The 15,015-nt window shown below is 47.9% G+C and carries 22 protein-coding genes and 1 tRNA gene; 10 read left to right on the top strand and 13 right to left on the bottom strand.

What is annotated here, in order from left to right; all coding sequences use genetic code 11:
* Positions 1 to 4: 4 nt before the first annotated feature.
* The 8 genes from hisH to NWF04_09265 all read right to left on the bottom strand — a co-directional run bounded on the left by hisH (position 5) and on the right by NWF04_09265 (position 6,503).
* Positions 5 to 610 (bottom strand): imidazole glycerol phosphate synthase subunit HisH, encoded by a 606-nt coding sequence (gene hisH / locus NWF04_09230; GenBank protein ID MCW4006754.1) that lies wholly within the window; start codon positions 608 to 610, stop codon positions 5 to 7.
* Positions 611 to 1,186 carry an imidazoleglycerol-phosphate dehydratase HisB gene (gene hisB / locus NWF04_09235; protein MCW4006755.1) on the bottom strand — a complete coding sequence of 192 codons (576 nt, stop codon included), beginning with the start codon at positions 1,184 to 1,186 and terminating at the stop codon, positions 611 to 613.
* Positions 1,183 to 2,304 carry a histidinol-phosphate transaminase gene (hisC, locus tag NWF04_09240; GenBank protein MCW4006756.1) on the bottom strand — a complete coding sequence of 374 codons (1,122 nt, stop codon included), beginning with the start codon at positions 2,302 to 2,304 and terminating at the stop codon, positions 1,183 to 1,185. The genes hisB and hisC overlap by 4 nt, the downstream gene beginning before the upstream one ends.
* A complete protein-coding gene (gene hisD, locus NWF04_09245) occupies positions 2,301 to 3,617 on the bottom strand; it encodes a histidinol dehydrogenase (protein ID MCW4006757.1) in 1,317 nt (438 codons plus the stop codon). The genes hisC and hisD overlap by 4 nt, the downstream gene beginning before the upstream one ends.
* Complete coding sequence (gene hisG / locus NWF04_09250; protein ID MCW4006758.1) at positions 3,596 to 4,597, bottom strand: ATP phosphoribosyltransferase; 1,002 nt, start codon at positions 4,595 to 4,597, stop codon at positions 3,596 to 3,598. The genes hisD and hisG overlap by 22 nt, the downstream gene beginning before the upstream one ends.
* Positions 4,598 to 4,857: 260 nt before the next feature.
* The gene (locus tag NWF04_09255) at positions 4,858 to 5,436 is read right to left on the bottom strand and encodes a hypothetical protein (protein ID MCW4006759.1); all 579 of its coding nucleotides are present in this window, start codon (positions 5,434 to 5,436) and stop codon (positions 4,858 to 4,860) included.
* A gap of 154 nt (positions 5,437 to 5,590) precedes the next feature.
* The gene (locus NWF04_09260; protein MCW4006760.1) at positions 5,591 to 5,815 is read right to left on the bottom strand and encodes a hypothetical protein; all 225 of its coding nucleotides are present in this window, start codon (positions 5,813 to 5,815) and stop codon (positions 5,591 to 5,593) included.
* A 28-nt stretch (positions 5,816 to 5,843) separates the two neighbouring features.
* Positions 5,844 to 6,503: a PAC2 family protein gene (locus NWF04_09265; protein MCW4006761.1), complete on the bottom strand. Its 660-nt coding sequence runs from the start codon at positions 6,501 to 6,503 to the stop codon at positions 5,844 to 5,846.
* Positions 6,504 to 6,643: 140 nt separating this feature from the next.
* Between NWF04_09265 and NWF04_09270 the strand changes: the two genes are divergently transcribed.
* The 3 genes from NWF04_09270 (at position 6,644) to NWF04_09280 (ending at position 7,694) form a co-directional block, all read left to right on the top strand.
* Positions 6,644 to 6,722: transfer RNA gene (locus NWF04_09270), tRNA-Met, on the top strand.
* A 322-nt stretch (positions 6,723 to 7,044) separates the two neighbouring features.
* Positions 7,045 to 7,296: a hypothetical protein gene (locus NWF04_09275; GenBank protein MCW4006762.1), complete on the top strand. Its 252-nt coding sequence runs from the start codon at positions 7,045 to 7,047 to the stop codon at positions 7,294 to 7,296.
* Entirely contained in the window at positions 7,278 to 7,694 is a 417-nt protein-coding gene (locus tag NWF04_09280) for a type II toxin-antitoxin system VapC family toxin (protein ID MCW4006763.1), read from the top strand. The genes NWF04_09275 and NWF04_09280 overlap by 19 nt, the downstream gene beginning before the upstream one ends.
* A gap of 42 nt (positions 7,695 to 7,736) precedes the next feature.
* Here NWF04_09280 and NWF04_09285 read toward each other — a convergent pair whose 3' ends face one another.
* From NWF04_09285 to rpl7ae, 3 genes are read right to left on the bottom strand one after another with little or no spacing between them, the layout of a single operon-like run.
* Entirely contained in the window at positions 7,737 to 7,934 is a 198-nt protein-coding gene (locus tag NWF04_09285) for a 50S ribosomal protein L24e (protein ID MCW4006764.1), read from the bottom strand.
* Positions 7,935 to 7,948: 14 nt separating this feature from the next.
* The gene (locus tag NWF04_09290; GenBank protein ID MCW4006765.1) at positions 7,949 to 8,179 is read right to left on the bottom strand and encodes a 30S ribosomal protein S28e; all 231 of its coding nucleotides are present in this window, start codon (positions 8,177 to 8,179) and stop codon (positions 7,949 to 7,951) included.
* A complete protein-coding gene (gene rpl7ae, locus NWF04_09295) occupies positions 8,179 to 8,559 on the bottom strand; it encodes a 50S ribosomal protein L7Ae (protein MCW4006766.1) in 381 nt (126 codons plus the stop codon). The genes NWF04_09290 and rpl7ae overlap by 1 nt, the downstream gene beginning before the upstream one ends.
* Before the next feature lie 45 nt (positions 8,560 to 8,604).
* Here rpl7ae and NWF04_09300 point away from each other — a divergent pair, with 45 nt between their 5' ends.
* From NWF04_09300 to NWF04_09310, 3 genes are all read left to right on the top strand, one after another.
* Positions 8,605 to 8,964 carry a Gar1/Naf1 family protein gene (locus NWF04_09300; GenBank protein ID MCW4006767.1) on the top strand — a complete coding sequence of 120 codons (360 nt, stop codon included), beginning with the start codon at positions 8,605 to 8,607 and terminating at the stop codon, positions 8,962 to 8,964.
* A gap of 4 nt (positions 8,965 to 8,968) precedes the next feature.
* Positions 8,969 to 9,943 carry a transcription initiation factor IIB gene (locus NWF04_09305; GenBank protein MCW4006768.1) on the top strand — a complete coding sequence of 325 codons (975 nt, stop codon included), beginning with the start codon at positions 8,969 to 8,971 and terminating at the stop codon, positions 9,941 to 9,943.
* 218 nt (positions 9,944 to 10,161) lie between these two features.
* A complete protein-coding gene (locus tag NWF04_09310) occupies positions 10,162 to 10,713 on the top strand; it encodes a DUF116 domain-containing protein (protein ID MCW4006769.1) in 552 nt (183 codons plus the stop codon).
* Between the two features lie 144 nt (positions 10,714 to 10,857).
* On the opposite strand, the gene NWF04_09315 is transcribed toward NWF04_09310, so the two are convergent.
* Positions 10,858 to 11,019 carry a 50S ribosomal protein L40e gene (locus NWF04_09315; protein MCW4006770.1) on the bottom strand — a complete coding sequence of 54 codons (162 nt, stop codon included), beginning with the start codon at positions 11,017 to 11,019 and terminating at the stop codon, positions 10,858 to 10,860.
* Positions 11,020 to 11,110: 91 nt separating this feature from the next.
* Complete coding sequence (locus NWF04_09320; GenBank protein ID MCW4006771.1) at positions 11,111 to 11,569, bottom strand: Lrp/AsnC family transcriptional regulator; 459 nt, start codon at positions 11,567 to 11,569, stop codon at positions 11,111 to 11,113.
* Between the two features lie 318 nt (positions 11,570 to 11,887).
* Between NWF04_09320 and albA the strand changes: the two genes are divergently transcribed.
* The 4 genes from albA (at position 11,888) to NWF04_09340 (ending at position 14,975) form a co-directional block, all read left to right on the top strand.
* A complete protein-coding gene (albA, locus tag NWF04_09325) occupies positions 11,888 to 12,172 on the top strand; it encodes a DNA-binding protein Alba (GenBank protein MCW4006772.1) in 285 nt (94 codons plus the stop codon).
* Between the two features lie 66 nt (positions 12,173 to 12,238).
* Positions 12,239 to 12,751 (top strand): hypothetical protein, encoded by a 513-nt coding sequence (locus tag NWF04_09330; GenBank protein ID MCW4006773.1) that lies wholly within the window; start codon positions 12,239 to 12,241, stop codon positions 12,749 to 12,751.
* A gap of 16 nt (positions 12,752 to 12,767) precedes the next feature.
* Entirely contained in the window at positions 12,768 to 14,084 is a 1,317-nt protein-coding gene (aspS, locus tag NWF04_09335; protein ID MCW4006774.1) for an aspartate--tRNA(Asn) ligase, read from the top strand.
* Between the two features lie 150 nt (positions 14,085 to 14,234).
* Positions 14,235 to 14,975, top strand: coding sequence for a SagB/ThcOx family dehydrogenase (locus tag NWF04_09340; GenBank protein MCW4006775.1), 741 nt, complete (start codon positions 14,235 to 14,237; stop codon positions 14,973 to 14,975).
* Positions 14,976 to 15,015 lie beyond the last annotated feature (40 nt).

The following is a 15,015-nucleotide window of genomic DNA, read 5'->3' on the forward strand; positions in this document are numbered from 1 at the left end:
TTCATCACTTTACCACGATTTTGGCGAAATTTCTCAGGATTTGTAATCCTATGTCGCCGCTTTTCTCAGGGTGGAACTGCGTGCCATAAATGTTTTTGTTTGCAACGGCTGAAGTGAATGGAGTGGCGTATTGGGTTTGGGTGCAGATGACATCTTTGTTTTCGGGTGCAGGGTAGAGCGAATGCACGAAGTACACGTATGAGTCTTCAGGTACGCCATCAAAGAGCTCGTTTTGTTTTATGATGTTGAGGGTGTTCCAGCCCATGTGCGGAATCTTGACCTGACCTTGGAGCCTCACGTTCTTGCCTGCAAATAAGCCTACGCCTTCGCCTGGTCCTTCGTCGCTTCGCTCAAAAAACAGTTGCAAGCCAAGGCAGATTCCCAAAAACGGCGTGCCCGCGTCTGCAGCATCTTGCAGGGTTTGTTTGATGGGCTGCAGGGTTTTGGCAGCTGCCATGAAGTTGCCTACTCCTGGCAATGCGATGGCATCGGCGTCTTTGAGTTGCGTTGTTGGCGCGGTGATTTCTGCGTTTAGTCCAGTTTTTTCTAGGGCGATTTTGAGGCTAAGTAGGTTGCCTACGCCGTAGTCGACGATTTGTACTTGGGGCATTTAGATTACTCCTTTGGAGCTTGGGACGCCTGTTCTGCGTGGATCCATGGCTACCGCTTGCTTGAGCGCTATGGCTAAGGCTTTGATTGCGGCTTCTGCTTTGTGGTGGTCGTTGCCGCCGTACTGTGCCCAGACGTGGATGTTGGCGTTTAGCGAGACGGATAGGGTTTCAAAGAAGTGCGTGATGTCCTCTGCTGCCATGTCCTCAACTTTTTTGCCCCTGAGTTTGAGGTTTATGACGGCGTAGGGGCGTTTGACTAGGTCGATGGCTGCAAAGGATAATGAGTCGTCCATGGGAACCGCGGCAAATCCAAAGCGGGTTATGCCTTCGCGGGTGCCTAAGGCTTTGTTGAGGGCTTCGCCTAAGCCTATGGCTAAGTCTTCGATGCAGTGGTGCTTCAAATCGCCCGTAACTTTGGCAGTGACGTCAATGAGGCTGTGAGTGGCAAACGACGTTAACAAGTGACTAAAAAAGCCGACATCAGTTTCCACTTGAGCTTTTCCTGTTCCATCTAAGTTAACTTTGGCTGTGACTTGGGTTTCCTTGGTTTCTCGGATTACTTTTTCGGTTCTCATGCTTTCTCACCCATGTATTCGCGTAACGCCATTAAGAGTTTAGCGTTCATAGCGGGTAAACCAACCGTGGTTCGCAAGCAATTCTCATACGAAAGCAGCTTCCCCAATTTTTTGATGACTAACCCTTGTCGTAAAACGCGTTCATACGCTTCCAAGTAGGGCTTGTCGGTTTCGAAGAGCACAAAATTCGCTTTCGAATCAAACGCTCTAATGCCTTCTATCTCGCTGAGGCTGCGTATGAGTTTTTCACGCTCCTGCTTTAGCGCCGCCACAGACGTTTGCATAATATCTATGTTCTGCAAAACCTTCACGCCCATGCTCAGCGAAACTACGCTCACAGGATACGGCGCAGGCGACTTATCCAGTGCCCTTGCTAACTCAGGATTTGCCACGGCGTAACCTAGCCTTAGCCCCGCTAAGCTGAACGCTTTGCTAAACGTGCGCAAAACCACGAGGTTCTCGTATTTGCTCGTCAGCGGCACCATTGAGTAGTCTGCGTATTCTCCGTACGCTTCGTCGATTAGTACGATGCCTGGGAAGTCCTGGATTAGCTCTTCAAGTTCTTCTTGCCCAAGCTGGTTTGCGGTGGGATTGTTGGGCGAGCACAAATACAGCAGCTTCACATCCGCCGAAAACGCCTCCTTCATAGCCTGCATATCCATCGAGAAATCCTCGCGTAGTGGTACCCCGACGAATTTGGAGCCGTGGTAGTTGACGCAGTATTTGAAGACACTAAAGGTTGGCGTGAACGTAACTGCGGTGCTGTTTTTGTCAAGGAAAGTGCGTATGACGTGTTCCATGACTTCGTCGCTAGAATTCCTAATTACTATTGCGTCTGGGGTCACTTTGAGGTAACGGCTTATCTCAGCTTTGAGTTTGGTTTCTTCTTGCTGGGGGTAAATTCGAAAGTCCACTTCGTCGGCGACTTCTTTGAGCAACGCTACGACTTTTTCGCGCGGCGTATACAAGTTTTCGTTGTAGTTGAGTTTGACGATGTCGCTAACCTGCAAACCGTACTGATCCGCAATTTCCTGATTCGTTTTCTCTGCACTGTAAATCTCAAAACCTCTGAGTTCCTCAAGCTTTCTATCTAACCACGCTTTGCCTTGCACGTTCATTCAAATCTTGCCTCCACTGCCCTGTAGTGATTAGGCAGCCTCTCTGCCTTGGTTAACGTCGCAATTGCGGGTTTTACTTTTTGCAGTCCCTCTTTGGTGGCCTCGACAATGTTTATGCGCCGCACGAAATCCAGAACCGACAACCCCGAAAACGACGCTCCAAACCCGCCCGTAGGCAACACATGATTCGTTCCGCTCGCATAGTCGCTAAGCGCCACTGGACTGTAAGGCCCAATTAGTATGAGTCCTGCGGTGGTGATTTTGTCGGCGACTTCTTGGGGCTTTGCCATCATGATTTCAAGGTGCTCAGCAGCAAAAACGTTAGCCAACTTTGTCATCTCCTCTACGCCCTCGCATTTGATGATAAACCCATAGTTGCCAAGTGCTTCCTCAACGATTTCTCTGCGCTTCGCCTTTGCCGCCATCTCTTTTAGGCACTGCTCTACTGCGTCTGCGAGTTTTGTTGAGGTGGTGATTAAGCCGCTGGTGCTATCAGGCGTGTGTTCTGCTTGGCTAATCATATCCGCCGCCACGGCACATGGGTTCGCGGTTTCGTCAGCCAAAACCAAAACTTCGCTAGGTCCCGCGGGCATATCAATGGCGACGTCTTGGGAAACCACCATCTTCGCCTTCATTACGTACTTGTTGCCTGGACCTACGATTTTGCAGACTTTGCCGATACTTTCTGTACCGTATGCCAGCGCCGCGATTGCTTGGGCTCCGCCAATTTTGTAGATTTCGTCTACGCCGCAAAGGTCAGCTGCGACAAGAACCAGCGGGTCAAGATTTTGGTCGCCTTTTACGGGTGAGCAGACGACGACGCGCGGGACTCCTGCGGTTTTTGCTGGTGTTGCGGTCATGATTACTGAGCTTGGATAAGCGGCGAGCCCGCCTGGGACGTAGCATCCTACGCTTTGCAGGGGACGAAGTACCGTTTGAACTGAGATGCCTTCTTGCAGGGTGGAGAGTTGCTGCTGGGTTTGCCTCTGGATTACCTGTTTTTCCCGCGACTCAAGCCTCTGCTTCATGAGCCTAAGTGCATCAACCTGCTCCTGCGCCACAACATCATAAGCAGCCTTGATTTCCTTGGCCGTCACCCTAAGGGTCTGCGGGGTTAGCTGCGCTTGGTCAAAGCGCTGTGCGTACTCCAAAACGGCTTTATCACCCCTGTTTTTTACGTCTGCAACTATGCCCCAAACAATCTCTTCAACACCGCGGTCTTCATTTTCTTGCGTGGCGTTGGCTCGTTTGAACCAGTCCGCCGCAAGCTCCGCAGCTGAGCTGTAGACTTTTATTCCGATTGGGTTTGGCATGCTCCTTCTTTTCTCCGAGTAATCTCATCTAGGGCCAGTACTTGTCGTGGTTCGTAGACTATGATGCCCTGTGCTAGTTTGCGGATTCTGGGGAGTAAGTCGATTAGGCAGTCTTTTTCGATGACGGTGTTTACGCTGTGCCAGCCTTCGTTTGCTAGGGGGGCTATGGTTGGGTTTTTGAGCGCGGGCAGTTCGTCAAGGAGTTTTTGCAGGTTTTCTTTTTGGACGTTGACAAAGAGGTGTATGCGTTTGGAGCCGTCAACTACGCCCTTGAGCAAGGCGAGTATGTCTAGGATTTTTTCGCGTTTTTCGGGGTCTTGCATGGTTTTTTTGTTGGCGATGAGCACGGCTGAGGACTGCATGACGGTTTCGATGATTCTAAGGTTGTTTGCCCTAATCGTGGAGCCTGTTTCGGTTACGTCCATGATACAGTCTGAATTTTCGGGGGGCTTGGCTTCGGTTGCTCCAAAAGACAAAAAGATTTTCACGCGCGGGTTTTCGCCTTTTTTCCACCACGGCGTAACCATCATCGGGTCTTGATCTCCAAAGCGTTTTTGGTAGGCGGGTATGCTTTTGATGTATTCTGAAGCGATGTTTAGGTACTCGGTGCTTATGCGGAAGTTGCCGCCGCTGCTCCAGATTTCTTCCATGAAATCGCCCATTGAGGTTTTCTCGCCGATGCTTTCAGGAACCGCCACAATTAGCCTGATTTTGCCGTACTCCAAATTCTGCAAGATTTCAACGTCTGCGCGGTTTTCCTTAATCCAATCCTGCCCTGTAATGCCCAAATCCTGCAGCCCCTCAGAGACAAACACGGGAATTTCCTGCGGACGCAAAATCTTCATCTCAATTTTGGGGTCATTAATCTTTGGACGATACGTGCGTTCTTGACCTGAAATTTTGTATCCTGAACGACTAAAGAATTCAAAGGTTGCTTTTGACAGGGAGCCTGCTGGTATTGCAAATTTTATTTTATCCATATATTTCACCTAAATTTTGGTTTAAAGAAACATTCAGAGAATCCCCTACTGCTTTGGTGGTTGTTGGGGGAGAACTCTTTGTGGTTTGAGAGATGCATGCGGTAGAATAAGATTTTGCGTTTAAGCATGGTTTAGGCTTGCATTTATCAAAGATGAACACAATCGCCTTTTGTGAATGCAATCCCTCATCTTTTCTCACTAACCGCACCAATACTCGAAAGCTTGCTAATAAACATATCTTCGTAAATTCCTATTAAACTTTAAACGGTCTGCTCTGCGGCGGCTTCGTCGTCTTTGGAGAGTACCTCAAAAACCAGCGGCGGAACAGATGTTTTAACCTCTAACTCTACATCCAGCAGCCCCTCCAGAATGCCCGCGAGAACCTGCGCTTCAGCAAGAAACGGCGTCTTGGTTAGGATGTATTTGTCTTTGGTGTAGAATTCTCCAAACCCCTGCACCCGCAGCCTGTCAAAAACGTGACTCCAGTTCTCGCGTGTTATCTTGGAAATTTCCAGCGTGGTTTCCATGGAAACTTTTAGGGCGGCACCCATGGTTTTGCCTACCTCGCGCCATTTTTGCTTGGGGATTTGCTGCATCAAAATGTTTAGCAACTCAACGTTGACAAAGGCTATGCGGCTTATTCCGCAGTAGTATTCGCCGGGGAAGTGCCAGTCGTAGACCATGAGGTTCTTGTAGATATCCAGCATCTTGCTAATGAGTGGTTTGATGCCTGCTTCTTTGCCTTCTTGAATTAAGCGGTCGATGTATTCTCTTTCTTTTTTTTCAAGTATGATGGTGGTTCTTTTCGGGGCTGGCGGGGTATCTTTGATGCCTTGCATACCTGATATACCCTAAGCAATACCTTATATGCCTTTCCAAACCTGATGATGAGCCAAGAAACCTTAATACCGCCTGTGGGTTATAGGAAAACGCCGATGACGAACTTTAACGAGCTGATTTGATGATGCACCCTAGGGTATCTGAGGCAAAAATTTAGGAAATGATTCCCTTTTGCATCAAGTAACGCATCATGAAAATTCCGACTATGAACAAAACGATTCCCACTGCGGCTGCTGCGATGATGCCCATGTTCAAACCGACCGCTATGCCGTAAACCACGTAGGTGGGTCCAGCAAAAACAAGTAAAACCGCAATTATTGTCAGTATGGCTCTGCCTAAGCTGGAGCCTAAAAAGCTGTTATCACCGTTTTCTGTCATGTTGGTCGTCTCTGCGTTTGTTTGGTTTTCAGTGTTCTTCTTGCGTGGTTCCTTCTTTTATCTCTTTTCCTAATGCCTTCATTAAAAATTTGAAAACCAACGTACCAGCTTCTTTATCCGCGTTAAACCCTGCTGTGGCACCCAAAATGCAAACGCCGTTAACTCCGCGCTCCTTTGCCAACGCTAACGTCAAACCTGTGCCGCCAACAATTTTTCCTTGACTGTACACGACTGCGCCTTTATCTGCGAAATCTCCTGTGAAGCGTTGAGCCGTTCCAGCCACGTAAACATGCGCTTTGTCCTCGTTCATGGGCACACCCCCCATGGTCACCACAAACCCGCAGCCAAGCTTCTCCATGTAATCAACGATTTCGCTGCAGACCTGATAATGCGCCACTACATCATCAAATGAAGGCTGCGACTCCCCAGTCATCACCACAAAATCCGCATCCCCAATCCTAGCCGAGTAAAACTCGTACTTAGGCAAATGACAAATGCCCTTCGAGCTAACCGCCACGTAATCAGGAAAACTAGGCGCATACAACTCTGCAAACAACTTCGCCCCACAATGCTTAACCAAAAGCCGCGCCGCAATCCTGCCAACGTTGCCAAACCCTGGTAGCCCCTGAACAAACGTTGGATTCTCCAACTCAGGCTTATGCAACTCACGCAAATACGGCTTATCCATCAAACAGCCCATCAAACAATACACAAAACCGCCCCTTGCTAAAATGCTTTTCACCAACCAAAAAAAGAAACTATTAATAACTGTGCGGGTGGTAGTAGTAAAGACTCGCCAAAATCCATGGCAGCCAAACAGACAGATGAAGCGGGGTGGGGTAGCCAGGATTAACCCGCTGGGCTCATAACCCAGAGATCAGTAGTTCAAATCTACTCCCCGCTACCAACTAACTTTTACCAAAAACCTCCTCACTAGAAAACAAGCTTTGCTGCCCCCAAACAAATAAGGTTGTGACGTTTAAGGACAAAACACGCCTTTTAGAGACTTTCTAAGACGCAAGAAAAACCCGTTTCAAGCCCTAACACCATGAAACAACCCAAAAACGGCTCTGCAAGAAACTGGGGGGTAGACCCGATTTTGCTGGTTTAGAGCACTGGTTGGTTTGTTGAAAAGGAAAAACTGGTGTGTGGTGTAGGTTTGGTTTTGCGTGTTTTGTGTGGTGGGTTAATAAGTGTGTTTTGTCTACTTTTTCTACTTGGTGGTATTTATGGTTGAGACGAAGACGATTAAGGTTAGTAAGGAGACGTATGCGGAGCTTAGTGGGATTGCGGGGGAATTGCAGGTCAAGTTGAAGCGGCCTGTTTCTCTTGATGAGGCGATTAAGCATCTTGCGCGGAGAAAAAAGAGGGTGACCAAGATTTCTGATCTTGCTGGTTCGTGGGATGTGTCGGATCAAGAGGCTAAGGAAATTGAGGAGGCTATTGAGGGGTCGTGGGAGAAATGGAGCCTTCCCAAGTAGTTCTTGATACTGACATCCTTATTGACCTGCTAAGGGGCAAAAAGGACGCTGAGGTTCTCATTTCCACATTAGAGCGCAAAAGATTCACGTTCTTCACAACCGCAGTAAACGTGTATGAACTGCACTATGGCGCGCACAAGTCAACAAAGAAAGAGCAAAGTTTACAGGCAACCAAAAAGTTGCTGCGCCGAATGCCTATTTTGCCCTTCACCAACAGGGCTGCTGCGAAAGCGGGGCACATATTTGCTGGTCTGGAAGCTAAGGGTCAATCCATCGGTCTCTCAGATGCCTTCATAGCTGCCATTGCCTTAACCCGCGGATACAGCGTAGTCACCCGAAACAGCAGCCATTTTAACAAAATTGACGGGCTAACTGTAATTTCGCCTCAGAAAACATAACAATGAGAAAAAATGGTTGTGGTGTGTGGTTGGTTGTGCGGTTTATGCTTTGCCTTTTTCTTCTTTGCCGAAGTATTCGGTCCATTTGAGTTTGCGGGGGTCGCGTTTGAAGTGTAGTGAGCTTTTTCGGCATTTGGCGGTGCAGAACCATAGGATGGTTCCGTCGTTTTTGATGTACATCATGCCAGTGCCCGCTGGGAATTCGATACCGCAAAATGAGCATTTTTTGTCTTTTGGCATGGACTGGCTCCTCTTTATCTGTTAATTTTCTTTGCTTCGCGTTCAGTTTCCCGCAGCATCAGGATGTCTTGTTCGCGTACTGGTCCTTTGACGTTGCGTGTTATGATGCGTCCTTTGTCTCTGCCTTCGAGTATGCGTACTCTTGCTTGTGTGATTTCGCCTGTTACGCCTGTGCGTCCGATGATTTGGATGACTTCTGCTGGTATTAGTTCAGTGGCTGCTGCGGCTTTGGCGTCTTTGCTCATTACTGTGAGCCTCTTTGTATCTGTTCAAGTCTGGAAATGATTTCTTTGATTAAGCCTGCGGCTTCTCCTTCTTTGAGTATACACGCGGACGCTGCTGGGACGTCGATTCCTAATGCTTTGCCAATTTCCTGCTTGCTTGGAACAAACACGTACGGAATTTTTCTTTCGTCACAAAGGAGCGGCAAGTGTGCAATCACTTCTGGAGGCTCCACGTCCTCAGCTATAACCACAAGCTTAGCCTGTGTTCTTTCTACAGCTTTGGTCGCCTCGTTTGTTCCTTTCCTGACGATTCCTGATTTTGAAGCTATCTGCAGGGCTTCATAGGCTGCATCTACTACTTCTTTTGGTGCTTCATATTTTACATAGAATGGTTTTGACATATTTCTTGGCCTCACCCTTTTAAGGCACAGTTTTAACGCAACTTCTTGTTTAAGAAGCTTTCTGCCGGGAGATTAGCTTATGAAACGTCCAAAAACCCTTTTTGTCGAAAGATTTATAAGCTGTACTACGGTGAACGTGTTTGTTTTTCGGAGGGGAATGTGTTGCAGAGGTTAGGTAAAGTTCTCAACGTGACCCCGTCGCAAAGTGTCATTGTAAAGCTTGAAAAAACCCCGAAAATGGGGGCTGCCATCATCGATGAAAAGCTCAACGTTGTTGGCAGGGTCTTTGACATAATTGGTCCTGTGTCTTCTCCGTATGCCGTGATTAAACCTTCTGTAAAGCATCCTGAAACGCTGGCTAACCACAAATTGTATGTTTCTCCCTCGAAAAAGGAACGGCGTTAAAAGAATGAGTGGAAATAACAGGCTACACGATGAAAACGAACCCTCATCGTCGTCGCAGCAAGTGGAAGCTGTAAAGGTCCAGTCATGTCCTGAATGCGGAAGCACCCGTCTTATGCGTGATTATGAATGCGCAGAAATCGTTTGTATGGACTGCGGATTTGTTGTAACCGCCAAAATAGCCGACCGAGGACCTGAATGGCGCGCTTTTGACGATGAGCAGCGTTCCAAACGCACCCGCGTGGGCGCTCCCCTGACCTACACCATACATGATAAAGGCTTATCAACAACCATAGACTGGCACGACCGAGATGTCTACGGCAAAAGCCTCAGCCCCGGACAAAAAGCCCAAGTCTACAGGCTACGCAAATGGCAGCGGCGTATTCGAGTTTCTGATGCAACCGAACGAAACCTAGCTTTTGCCCTCTCAGAAATCACAAAGATCTCTAATAATTTGACTTTGCCCAAGAACATTTTGGAAACTGCCTCAGTTATTTACCGCAAAGCCGTAAAGGAACGGTTGATTCGGGGACGTTCAATTCAAGGCGTAACCTCCGCCGCGCTCTACCTCGCCTGCAGGCAATGCGGGTTGCCCAGAACGTTAGATGAGATTTCCCAAGCCTCCACCGTTAACAAAAAAGAAATCGGACGCAGCTACCGCTTCCTCATAAAAGAACTCAACTACTCCATCCCACCGCTCAAACCCAGCCAGTACATCACAAAGTTTTCCAACCAACTCACCATGCAAGGAAAAGTCGAAGAAATCGCCCACAAAATCTTAGCCTCCGCCAAAGCGCAAAAACTAACCTCCGGACGCGGTCCAACAGGCATCGCCGCAGCCGCAAGCTACATCGCTTCTGTTTTAACTGGCGAACGCAAAACCCAACGTGAAATCGCAGAAATCGCCCAAGTCACCGAAGTGACCATCCGCAACCGCTACAAAGAACTTGTCGAACGTATGATGTTCGAAATAAGCCTGTAGCTTTCTTTTCCTTTTTGTTTATTTTGCTCTGGAGCAGGCAATTTTTAGGCAAAACCAAAAACCCCCACAACAAGACAACAACCCGAAAAAATCCAACCCCCAATAAAATGCTCGTTTGGGATATTCTTTTAAGTTTGGGGTTTTATTGTTGAGTTATGCCCTATAAGTTTACTTTCGATATTTCTAAGGCGCCACAGCGTTTTTTTGCAGAAATTGCCATGGAAAGTTACCAGAGGGGCGTTCACAAAGTTTTTCTTAACACGTTGCAGGATATGGTGAAGCGTTTTCGGATTCAGGAAGCTACGGGACTTAACGTCCAAGACGCGGTGCTTTTAATCCAAGACCTCATCGACATGCAGGCCCTGAATTTGATGTACCGCAAACGGTTTTTGCAAACCAAAAAACGCGCGCTCTTCTTGCCTCACTGCAGCCGCAAATACATGGACGGCAGATGCAAAGCCGACTTTGACCCCACATTACCCTCCTACATCTGCAACCACTGCTCACAAGACTGCGCCATAAACAAAGCCGACCAAATCGCCCGCGAAAAAGGCTACGACGTCTACATCCTAGCAGGCGGCTCATGCATACCCCAAATCCTAAACAGCAAACAATACGAAGGCATAGTCGGCGTAGCATGCGGCGGCGAACTCAAACTCTCAGACGAAGTCCTAAACAACCTCCAAGTCGCAGGACAAGCCGTGCCTCTACTTAAAAACGGCTGCGCCAACACCAAATTCAACCTAACCACCCTAACAAAAACCCTCTAAAACCTTCTTCTTGGGCAGAGCATATTCTTGTTTTACCTTGCTAAAAACAGTGCAGTTTTGGAAATGTTAGGTTTTTGTGCAAAAATGCTTGTACTTTGCAGTAGCTGTTTTTGATTGTAGAGAAGAAGTGAGAAAGAGAAGTGGTTACTTGACTAGTTCTCGTTTTTTCCAGCGCAGGTTTTTGCTGTGGCATTTTCTGCATTTGTTGGCTGTGGCTGCGTTTCGGACTCCGCAGTCTCTGCAGATTTTTTTGTAGAGGCGTGCTTTTTGCGCTATGGATTTCTTGATTGGGTCTAATATCGGCATTTAGAGTTGACCTTCCGTCTTAGGCTTAAACCAAGATGGTTAGCTTTTAGATATACTTTTTGCCCCGAAAACCTTGTGGTGTTTGGTTGGTTTATTTTATGACTTCAATTGTTATGTGGCTGCAGGTTTGGGTTATGCCGTCTATGGTGTAGAGTTTTTTTAGGGTTTCGTCTATGTTTTTTCTGTCGACCATTATGAGGGCGTCTGCGTTGCCTGTTATGCGAAAGGCTCTAGCGATGGCGAGTTCTTGGATTTTTTCGAAAACGTGCATGCGTTTTTGGGGGCTGGTTTTGATGAGTATGAATGCGGGGGTGGTTGATACGCCAAGTACGCTTAAGCCTTTTTCGGTTACGTCTATAAAGCCTCTGCCTGTGCGTATGTATCCTGTGCTTTTTAGTTTGCGCAGGTGCACGTTTAGGGCTTGCCTGCTTATGCCCAGCTGTTTTGACAGCTCGTCTTGTTTGATTCTTAGCGTGTAGGCGTTGGTGGATTTTCCTTTGTCGTAGAGAGTTTTGAGAAGCTGAATTGACCTTTTAGTTAACGGCTCCAAAGTTACCATCTTAACGTTAGTTTGTTAACGTAAACCTTTACAATTGTGAAGACCCTTAAGAACATAGTGCTTTAAAACATACACAGCAACCTTACAACCTCCCCTGCCCTGATATGCCATTTGGAATGTGCCGTTTTGGTTGCGGAGCGTGGTTTGTCTGCCTGTTTTTTCTTGGTTAATCCAACTTTGGAGCCAACTTTTAGATTAACAAACCCGAATTTCCTGTCCAAACAATTCGTAGATACGTCACCACAACATATTTATGAGCGGAACGAAGACCTTTTACGAGCCGACAAAATTAGGAGTAACCCTGAAGTCATGTCAGAAAGCAACTCGGTGCTGATCGGAAAGAAGCCGGTGATGAACTATGTGCTTGCTTGCATAACGCTCTTCCATGGCGGCGCTAAAGACGTCAGCATAAAAGCGCGTGGAAAATCCATCTGCCGCGCTATAGATGTAGTCGAAGTGGTCAGACGCCGATTCTTGCCTGATGTAAAGGTCAAAACCGTTAACATAGGAACTGATTCGGTATCGCCTCAGTATGATGGGGCGGATGAGAACCTCACCAACGTGAGCACTATCGAGATAATCATCCAACGTTAAACTCGCTTCCTTTCATCGCCTTCCGACATACGGCAACTCCTGAAAACTTAGCGGGAAGGTATCTTCATGAAGACTGAGCTATGCAGTTTCTGTCTAAAAAGTGGCATGCTATGCCAAAAATGTTCAGCCAAAGTTAAAGCTGGAGAAATCAGCGAGTTAGACCTAAAAATCGCCCGTCTGCTTTTGCAGCTGGAAGAAAAGTATCCTTCTCTGCAGAACGTGAGTTTTTACAAAGCTATAGACGCCAACAAAACCATCGCGTTAATTGTAGGGCATGGAGATGTTCCAAAACTTTTAGGTTACGGCGGCAAAATAATCAAAGCCTTAGGCGACGAAGCAGGCAACAAATCCATCCGCGTCTTGGAAAGCGGCGTGGACGACCGCAAATTCTTAGAAGACCTGTTCACGCCCCTTAATATCTTGACCATTAACACCATCTGGTTGCCCGATGGAACCACCGAGACACGAGTTATCCTGCGCAAAAAACGCGGTTCACAGCTGCCTTTTGACTTAAACGCCATAAAAGACATCGCGCACGCCGTGCGTAAGATGAGCTTACGTGTAGAATTCGCCGATTAAAGGAGGCACATACAGCATGGTTTTTGATTCGCTAACCAACTGGGATAGAACCTACTCTTCCTTGGTCACGCCCGAAATGGACGGCAAAGAAGTCGCCCTCTTAGGCTGGGTGCAAGAAGTCCGCGACCTAGGCGGTATACGCTTCATCATACTGCAAGACCGCGAAGGAACCATCCAAATAACCATACCCAAAAAACGCGTCGCACCAGAAGTTCTCTCCAAATCCGACAGCCTGCAAAAACGCTTTAGCATAGGCGTAAAAGGCTCTGTCAAACAAACCAAGATGACTCGGCGCGGCGTTGAAGTAATTCCAACTGAAATCCGCGTTTTCAACTCTGCCGCAGAGCAGCTGCCCCTTGATATCACAGGGAAGACTCCTGCGCTTATTGATGCCCGTTTGGATGCGCGCGCGTTGGATCTGTGCCAGGAACAAAACACGGCAGCCTTCAAAGTCCAGCACTGCGCCCTGCAAGCCATCCGCGAATTCCTATTCGAAAAAGGCTACTTAGAAGTTCACACTCCCCGCATCATCGCCTCCGCCACTGAAGGCGGCGCTGAACTCTTCGCCGTAGACTACTTTGGCAAAAAAGCCTACCTCGCCCAGAGCCCACAACTCTACAAAGAACAGCTAACCATGAGCATAGAACGCGTGTTCGAAGTTGGTCCCTTCTTTAGAGCTGAAACCTCGCACACCCGCAGGCACCTAAGCGAATTCGTCTCCGTAGACGTTGAAGAAGCGTTTGCCAACGACGAAGACGTCATGGCGCTTTTAGAGCAAGTCATCCACCGCGCAGCCACGGCAGTTAACGAGAAATGCGAAAAAGAACTTGGCGTATTGGATTACAAGGTTGAGGTTCCTGATGTTCCGTTTCAACGCTTCACTTACGACCAGATTATTGAAGAGCTCAAAGCCGAGGGCATCGAAGTTCCGTGGGGCGAAGACATACCCACTGAGGCTTTTCGCGTCTTTGGCAAAAACCGCAACTACTATTACTTCATAACCAACTGGCCTACTTCTTCCAAGGCGTTTTACATTAAGCCCTGCGACGATAACCCCAAACTGTGTGAAGGTTTTGATTTGATGCATGGTTGGGTGGAGCTGGTTTCAGGCGGCACCCGAATCGCCAACAAAGACCAACTCATAGAGCGCATGAAAGAAAAAGACCTAAACCCCGACTCCTTCAAATACCACCTCCAAGCCTTCGACTACGGCATGCCCCCCCACGCAGGATGGGCAATAGGACTAGAACGCCTAACCATGATCCTAACAGGCAAACAAAACATCCGCGAAGTCACCCTCTACCCCAGAGACCAAATGCGCCTAACCCCCTAACCCAACGCTTCCCCCGTCTTTTGACTGGCAGACCCTCCCCCTACGGGTTTTTGCATTGAATCTCTATTTGCCGTCTAATATTGGTGTGTGGGATGGTTTTTGGGGTTTGTTCTTATATTTTGGGGTGGTTGTTTTGGTGAGGTGTATTTGTTGTCTGAGGGTGTTGGTGATGTTTTCCAAAAAGACACAAAGTATGTTTTGGGGCAGTCCTTTAGACGTTTTCTTTCATGGTCTACTAAACCCCAAACCTACAAGAGCTACCCTGTGGAGAAGATTCCGCTTGCCGTGGATTTTGATGTGAAGTCTAGGGCACATATGCCCTTAAGCGAGGTGATTAAGAACCGTAAAAGCATAAGGCGCTTCTCTTCTAAGCCGCTAAGTTTTGCTGAGCTATCCTATTTGCTTTGGGCATCCACAGGCATACGCAAACAAAACAACCCCCACCAGTTTCGAACCGCCCCCTCCGCTGGCGCTTTATACCCCATAGAAACCTATGTTGCCGCAAACAACATCCAAACCCTTACGCAGGGACTCTACCACTACAACATAGAACACAACGCACTTGAACAACTCCAAACAGGCAACTTCTCAGATGCTCTAACCCAAGCCGCCCTAAACCAAGAAATGTGCAGCGAAGCCCCAGCAGTCTTAATCTGGACCGCCGTTTTCCCCCGCCAAAAATGGAAGTACCAACAACGCGCCTACCGCTACGTCTACATAGACGCCGGACACATAGCCCAAAACCTCGCCCTAGCCGCCACCAGCCTAGAACTGGGAACCTGCCAAATCGGAGCCTTCTACGACGACCAAATCAACCAACTCCTACAAGTAGACGGCACAAACGAAAGCACCATCTACCTAAGCGTAACAGGACAACCCCTACGCCTTTAACTTGACAGTATTTTTCTACAAGAAACAGAAAGTGCAAGGT

The sequence above is a fragment of the Candidatus Bathyarchaeota archaeon genome (assembly GCA_026014465.1).
In the GTDB taxonomy this organism is placed as follows: Archaea; Thermoproteota; Bathyarchaeia; order Bathyarchaeales; family Bathycorpusculaceae; genus JADGNF01.

What these genes read in the sequence shown, in the direction of transcription:
- hisH (MCW4006754.1), bottom strand. Translation starts at nt 610, where the DNA reads ATGCCCCAAGTACAAATCGTCGACTACGGCGTAGGCAACCTACTTAGC.
- hisB (MCW4006755.1), bottom strand. Translation starts at nt 1,186, where the DNA reads ATGAGAACCGAAAAAGTAATCCGAGAAACCAAGGAAACCCAAGTCACA.
- hisC (MCW4006756.1), bottom strand. Translation starts at nt 2,304, where the DNA reads ATGAACGTGCAAGGCAAAGCGTGGTTAGATAGAAAGCTTGAGGAACTC.
- hisD (MCW4006757.1), bottom strand. Translation starts at nt 3,617, where the DNA reads ATGCCAAACCCAATCGGAATAAAAGTCTACAGCTCAGCTGCGGAGCTT.
- hisG (MCW4006758.1), bottom strand. Translation starts at nt 4,597, where the DNA reads ATGGATAAAATAAAATTTGCAATACCAGCAGGCTCCCTGTCAAAAGCA.
- NWF04_09255 (MCW4006759.1), bottom strand. Translation starts at nt 5,436, where the DNA reads ATGCAAGGCATCAAAGATACCCCGCCAGCCCCGAAAAGAACCACCATC.
- NWF04_09260 (MCW4006760.1), bottom strand. Translation starts at nt 5,815, where the DNA reads ATGACAGAAAACGGTGATAACAGCTTTTTAGGCTCCAGCTTAGGCAGA.
- NWF04_09265 (MCW4006761.1), bottom strand. Translation starts at nt 6,503, where the DNA reads ATGGATAAGCCGTATTTGCGTGAGTTGCATAAGCCTGAGTTGGAGAAT.
- NWF04_09275 (MCW4006762.1), top strand. Translation starts at nt 7,045, where the DNA reads ATGGTTGAGACGAAGACGATTAAGGTTAGTAAGGAGACGTATGCGGAG.
- NWF04_09280 (MCW4006763.1), top strand. Translation starts at nt 7,278, where the DNA reads ATGGAGCCTTCCCAAGTAGTTCTTGATACTGACATCCTTATTGACCTG.
- NWF04_09285 (MCW4006764.1), bottom strand. Translation starts at nt 7,934, where the DNA reads ATGCCAAAAGACAAAAAATGCTCATTTTGCGGTATCGAATTCCCAGCG.
- NWF04_09290 (MCW4006765.1), bottom strand. Translation starts at nt 8,179, where the DNA reads ATGAGCAAAGACGCCAAAGCCGCAGCAGCCACTGAACTAATACCAGCA.
- rpl7ae (MCW4006766.1), bottom strand. Translation starts at nt 8,559, where the DNA reads ATGTCAAAACCATTCTATGTAAAATATGAAGCACCAAAAGAAGTAGTA.
- NWF04_09305 (MCW4006768.1), top strand. Translation starts at nt 8,969, where the DNA reads ATGAGTGGAAATAACAGGCTACACGATGAAAACGAACCCTCATCGTCG.
- NWF04_09310 (MCW4006769.1), top strand. Translation starts at nt 10,162, where the DNA reads ATGGAAAGTTACCAGAGGGGCGTTCACAAAGTTTTTCTTAACACGTTG.
- NWF04_09315 (MCW4006770.1), bottom strand. Translation starts at nt 11,019, where the DNA reads ATGCCGATATTAGACCCAATCAAGAAATCCATAGCGCAAAAAGCACGC.
- albA (MCW4006772.1), top strand. Translation starts at nt 11,888, where the DNA reads ATGTCAGAAAGCAACTCGGTGCTGATCGGAAAGAAGCCGGTGATGAAC.
- NWF04_09330 (MCW4006773.1), top strand. Translation starts at nt 12,239, where the DNA reads ATGAAGACTGAGCTATGCAGTTTCTGTCTAAAAAGTGGCATGCTATGC.
- aspS (MCW4006774.1), top strand. Translation starts at nt 12,768, where the DNA reads ATGGTTTTTGATTCGCTAACCAACTGGGATAGAACCTACTCTTCCTTG.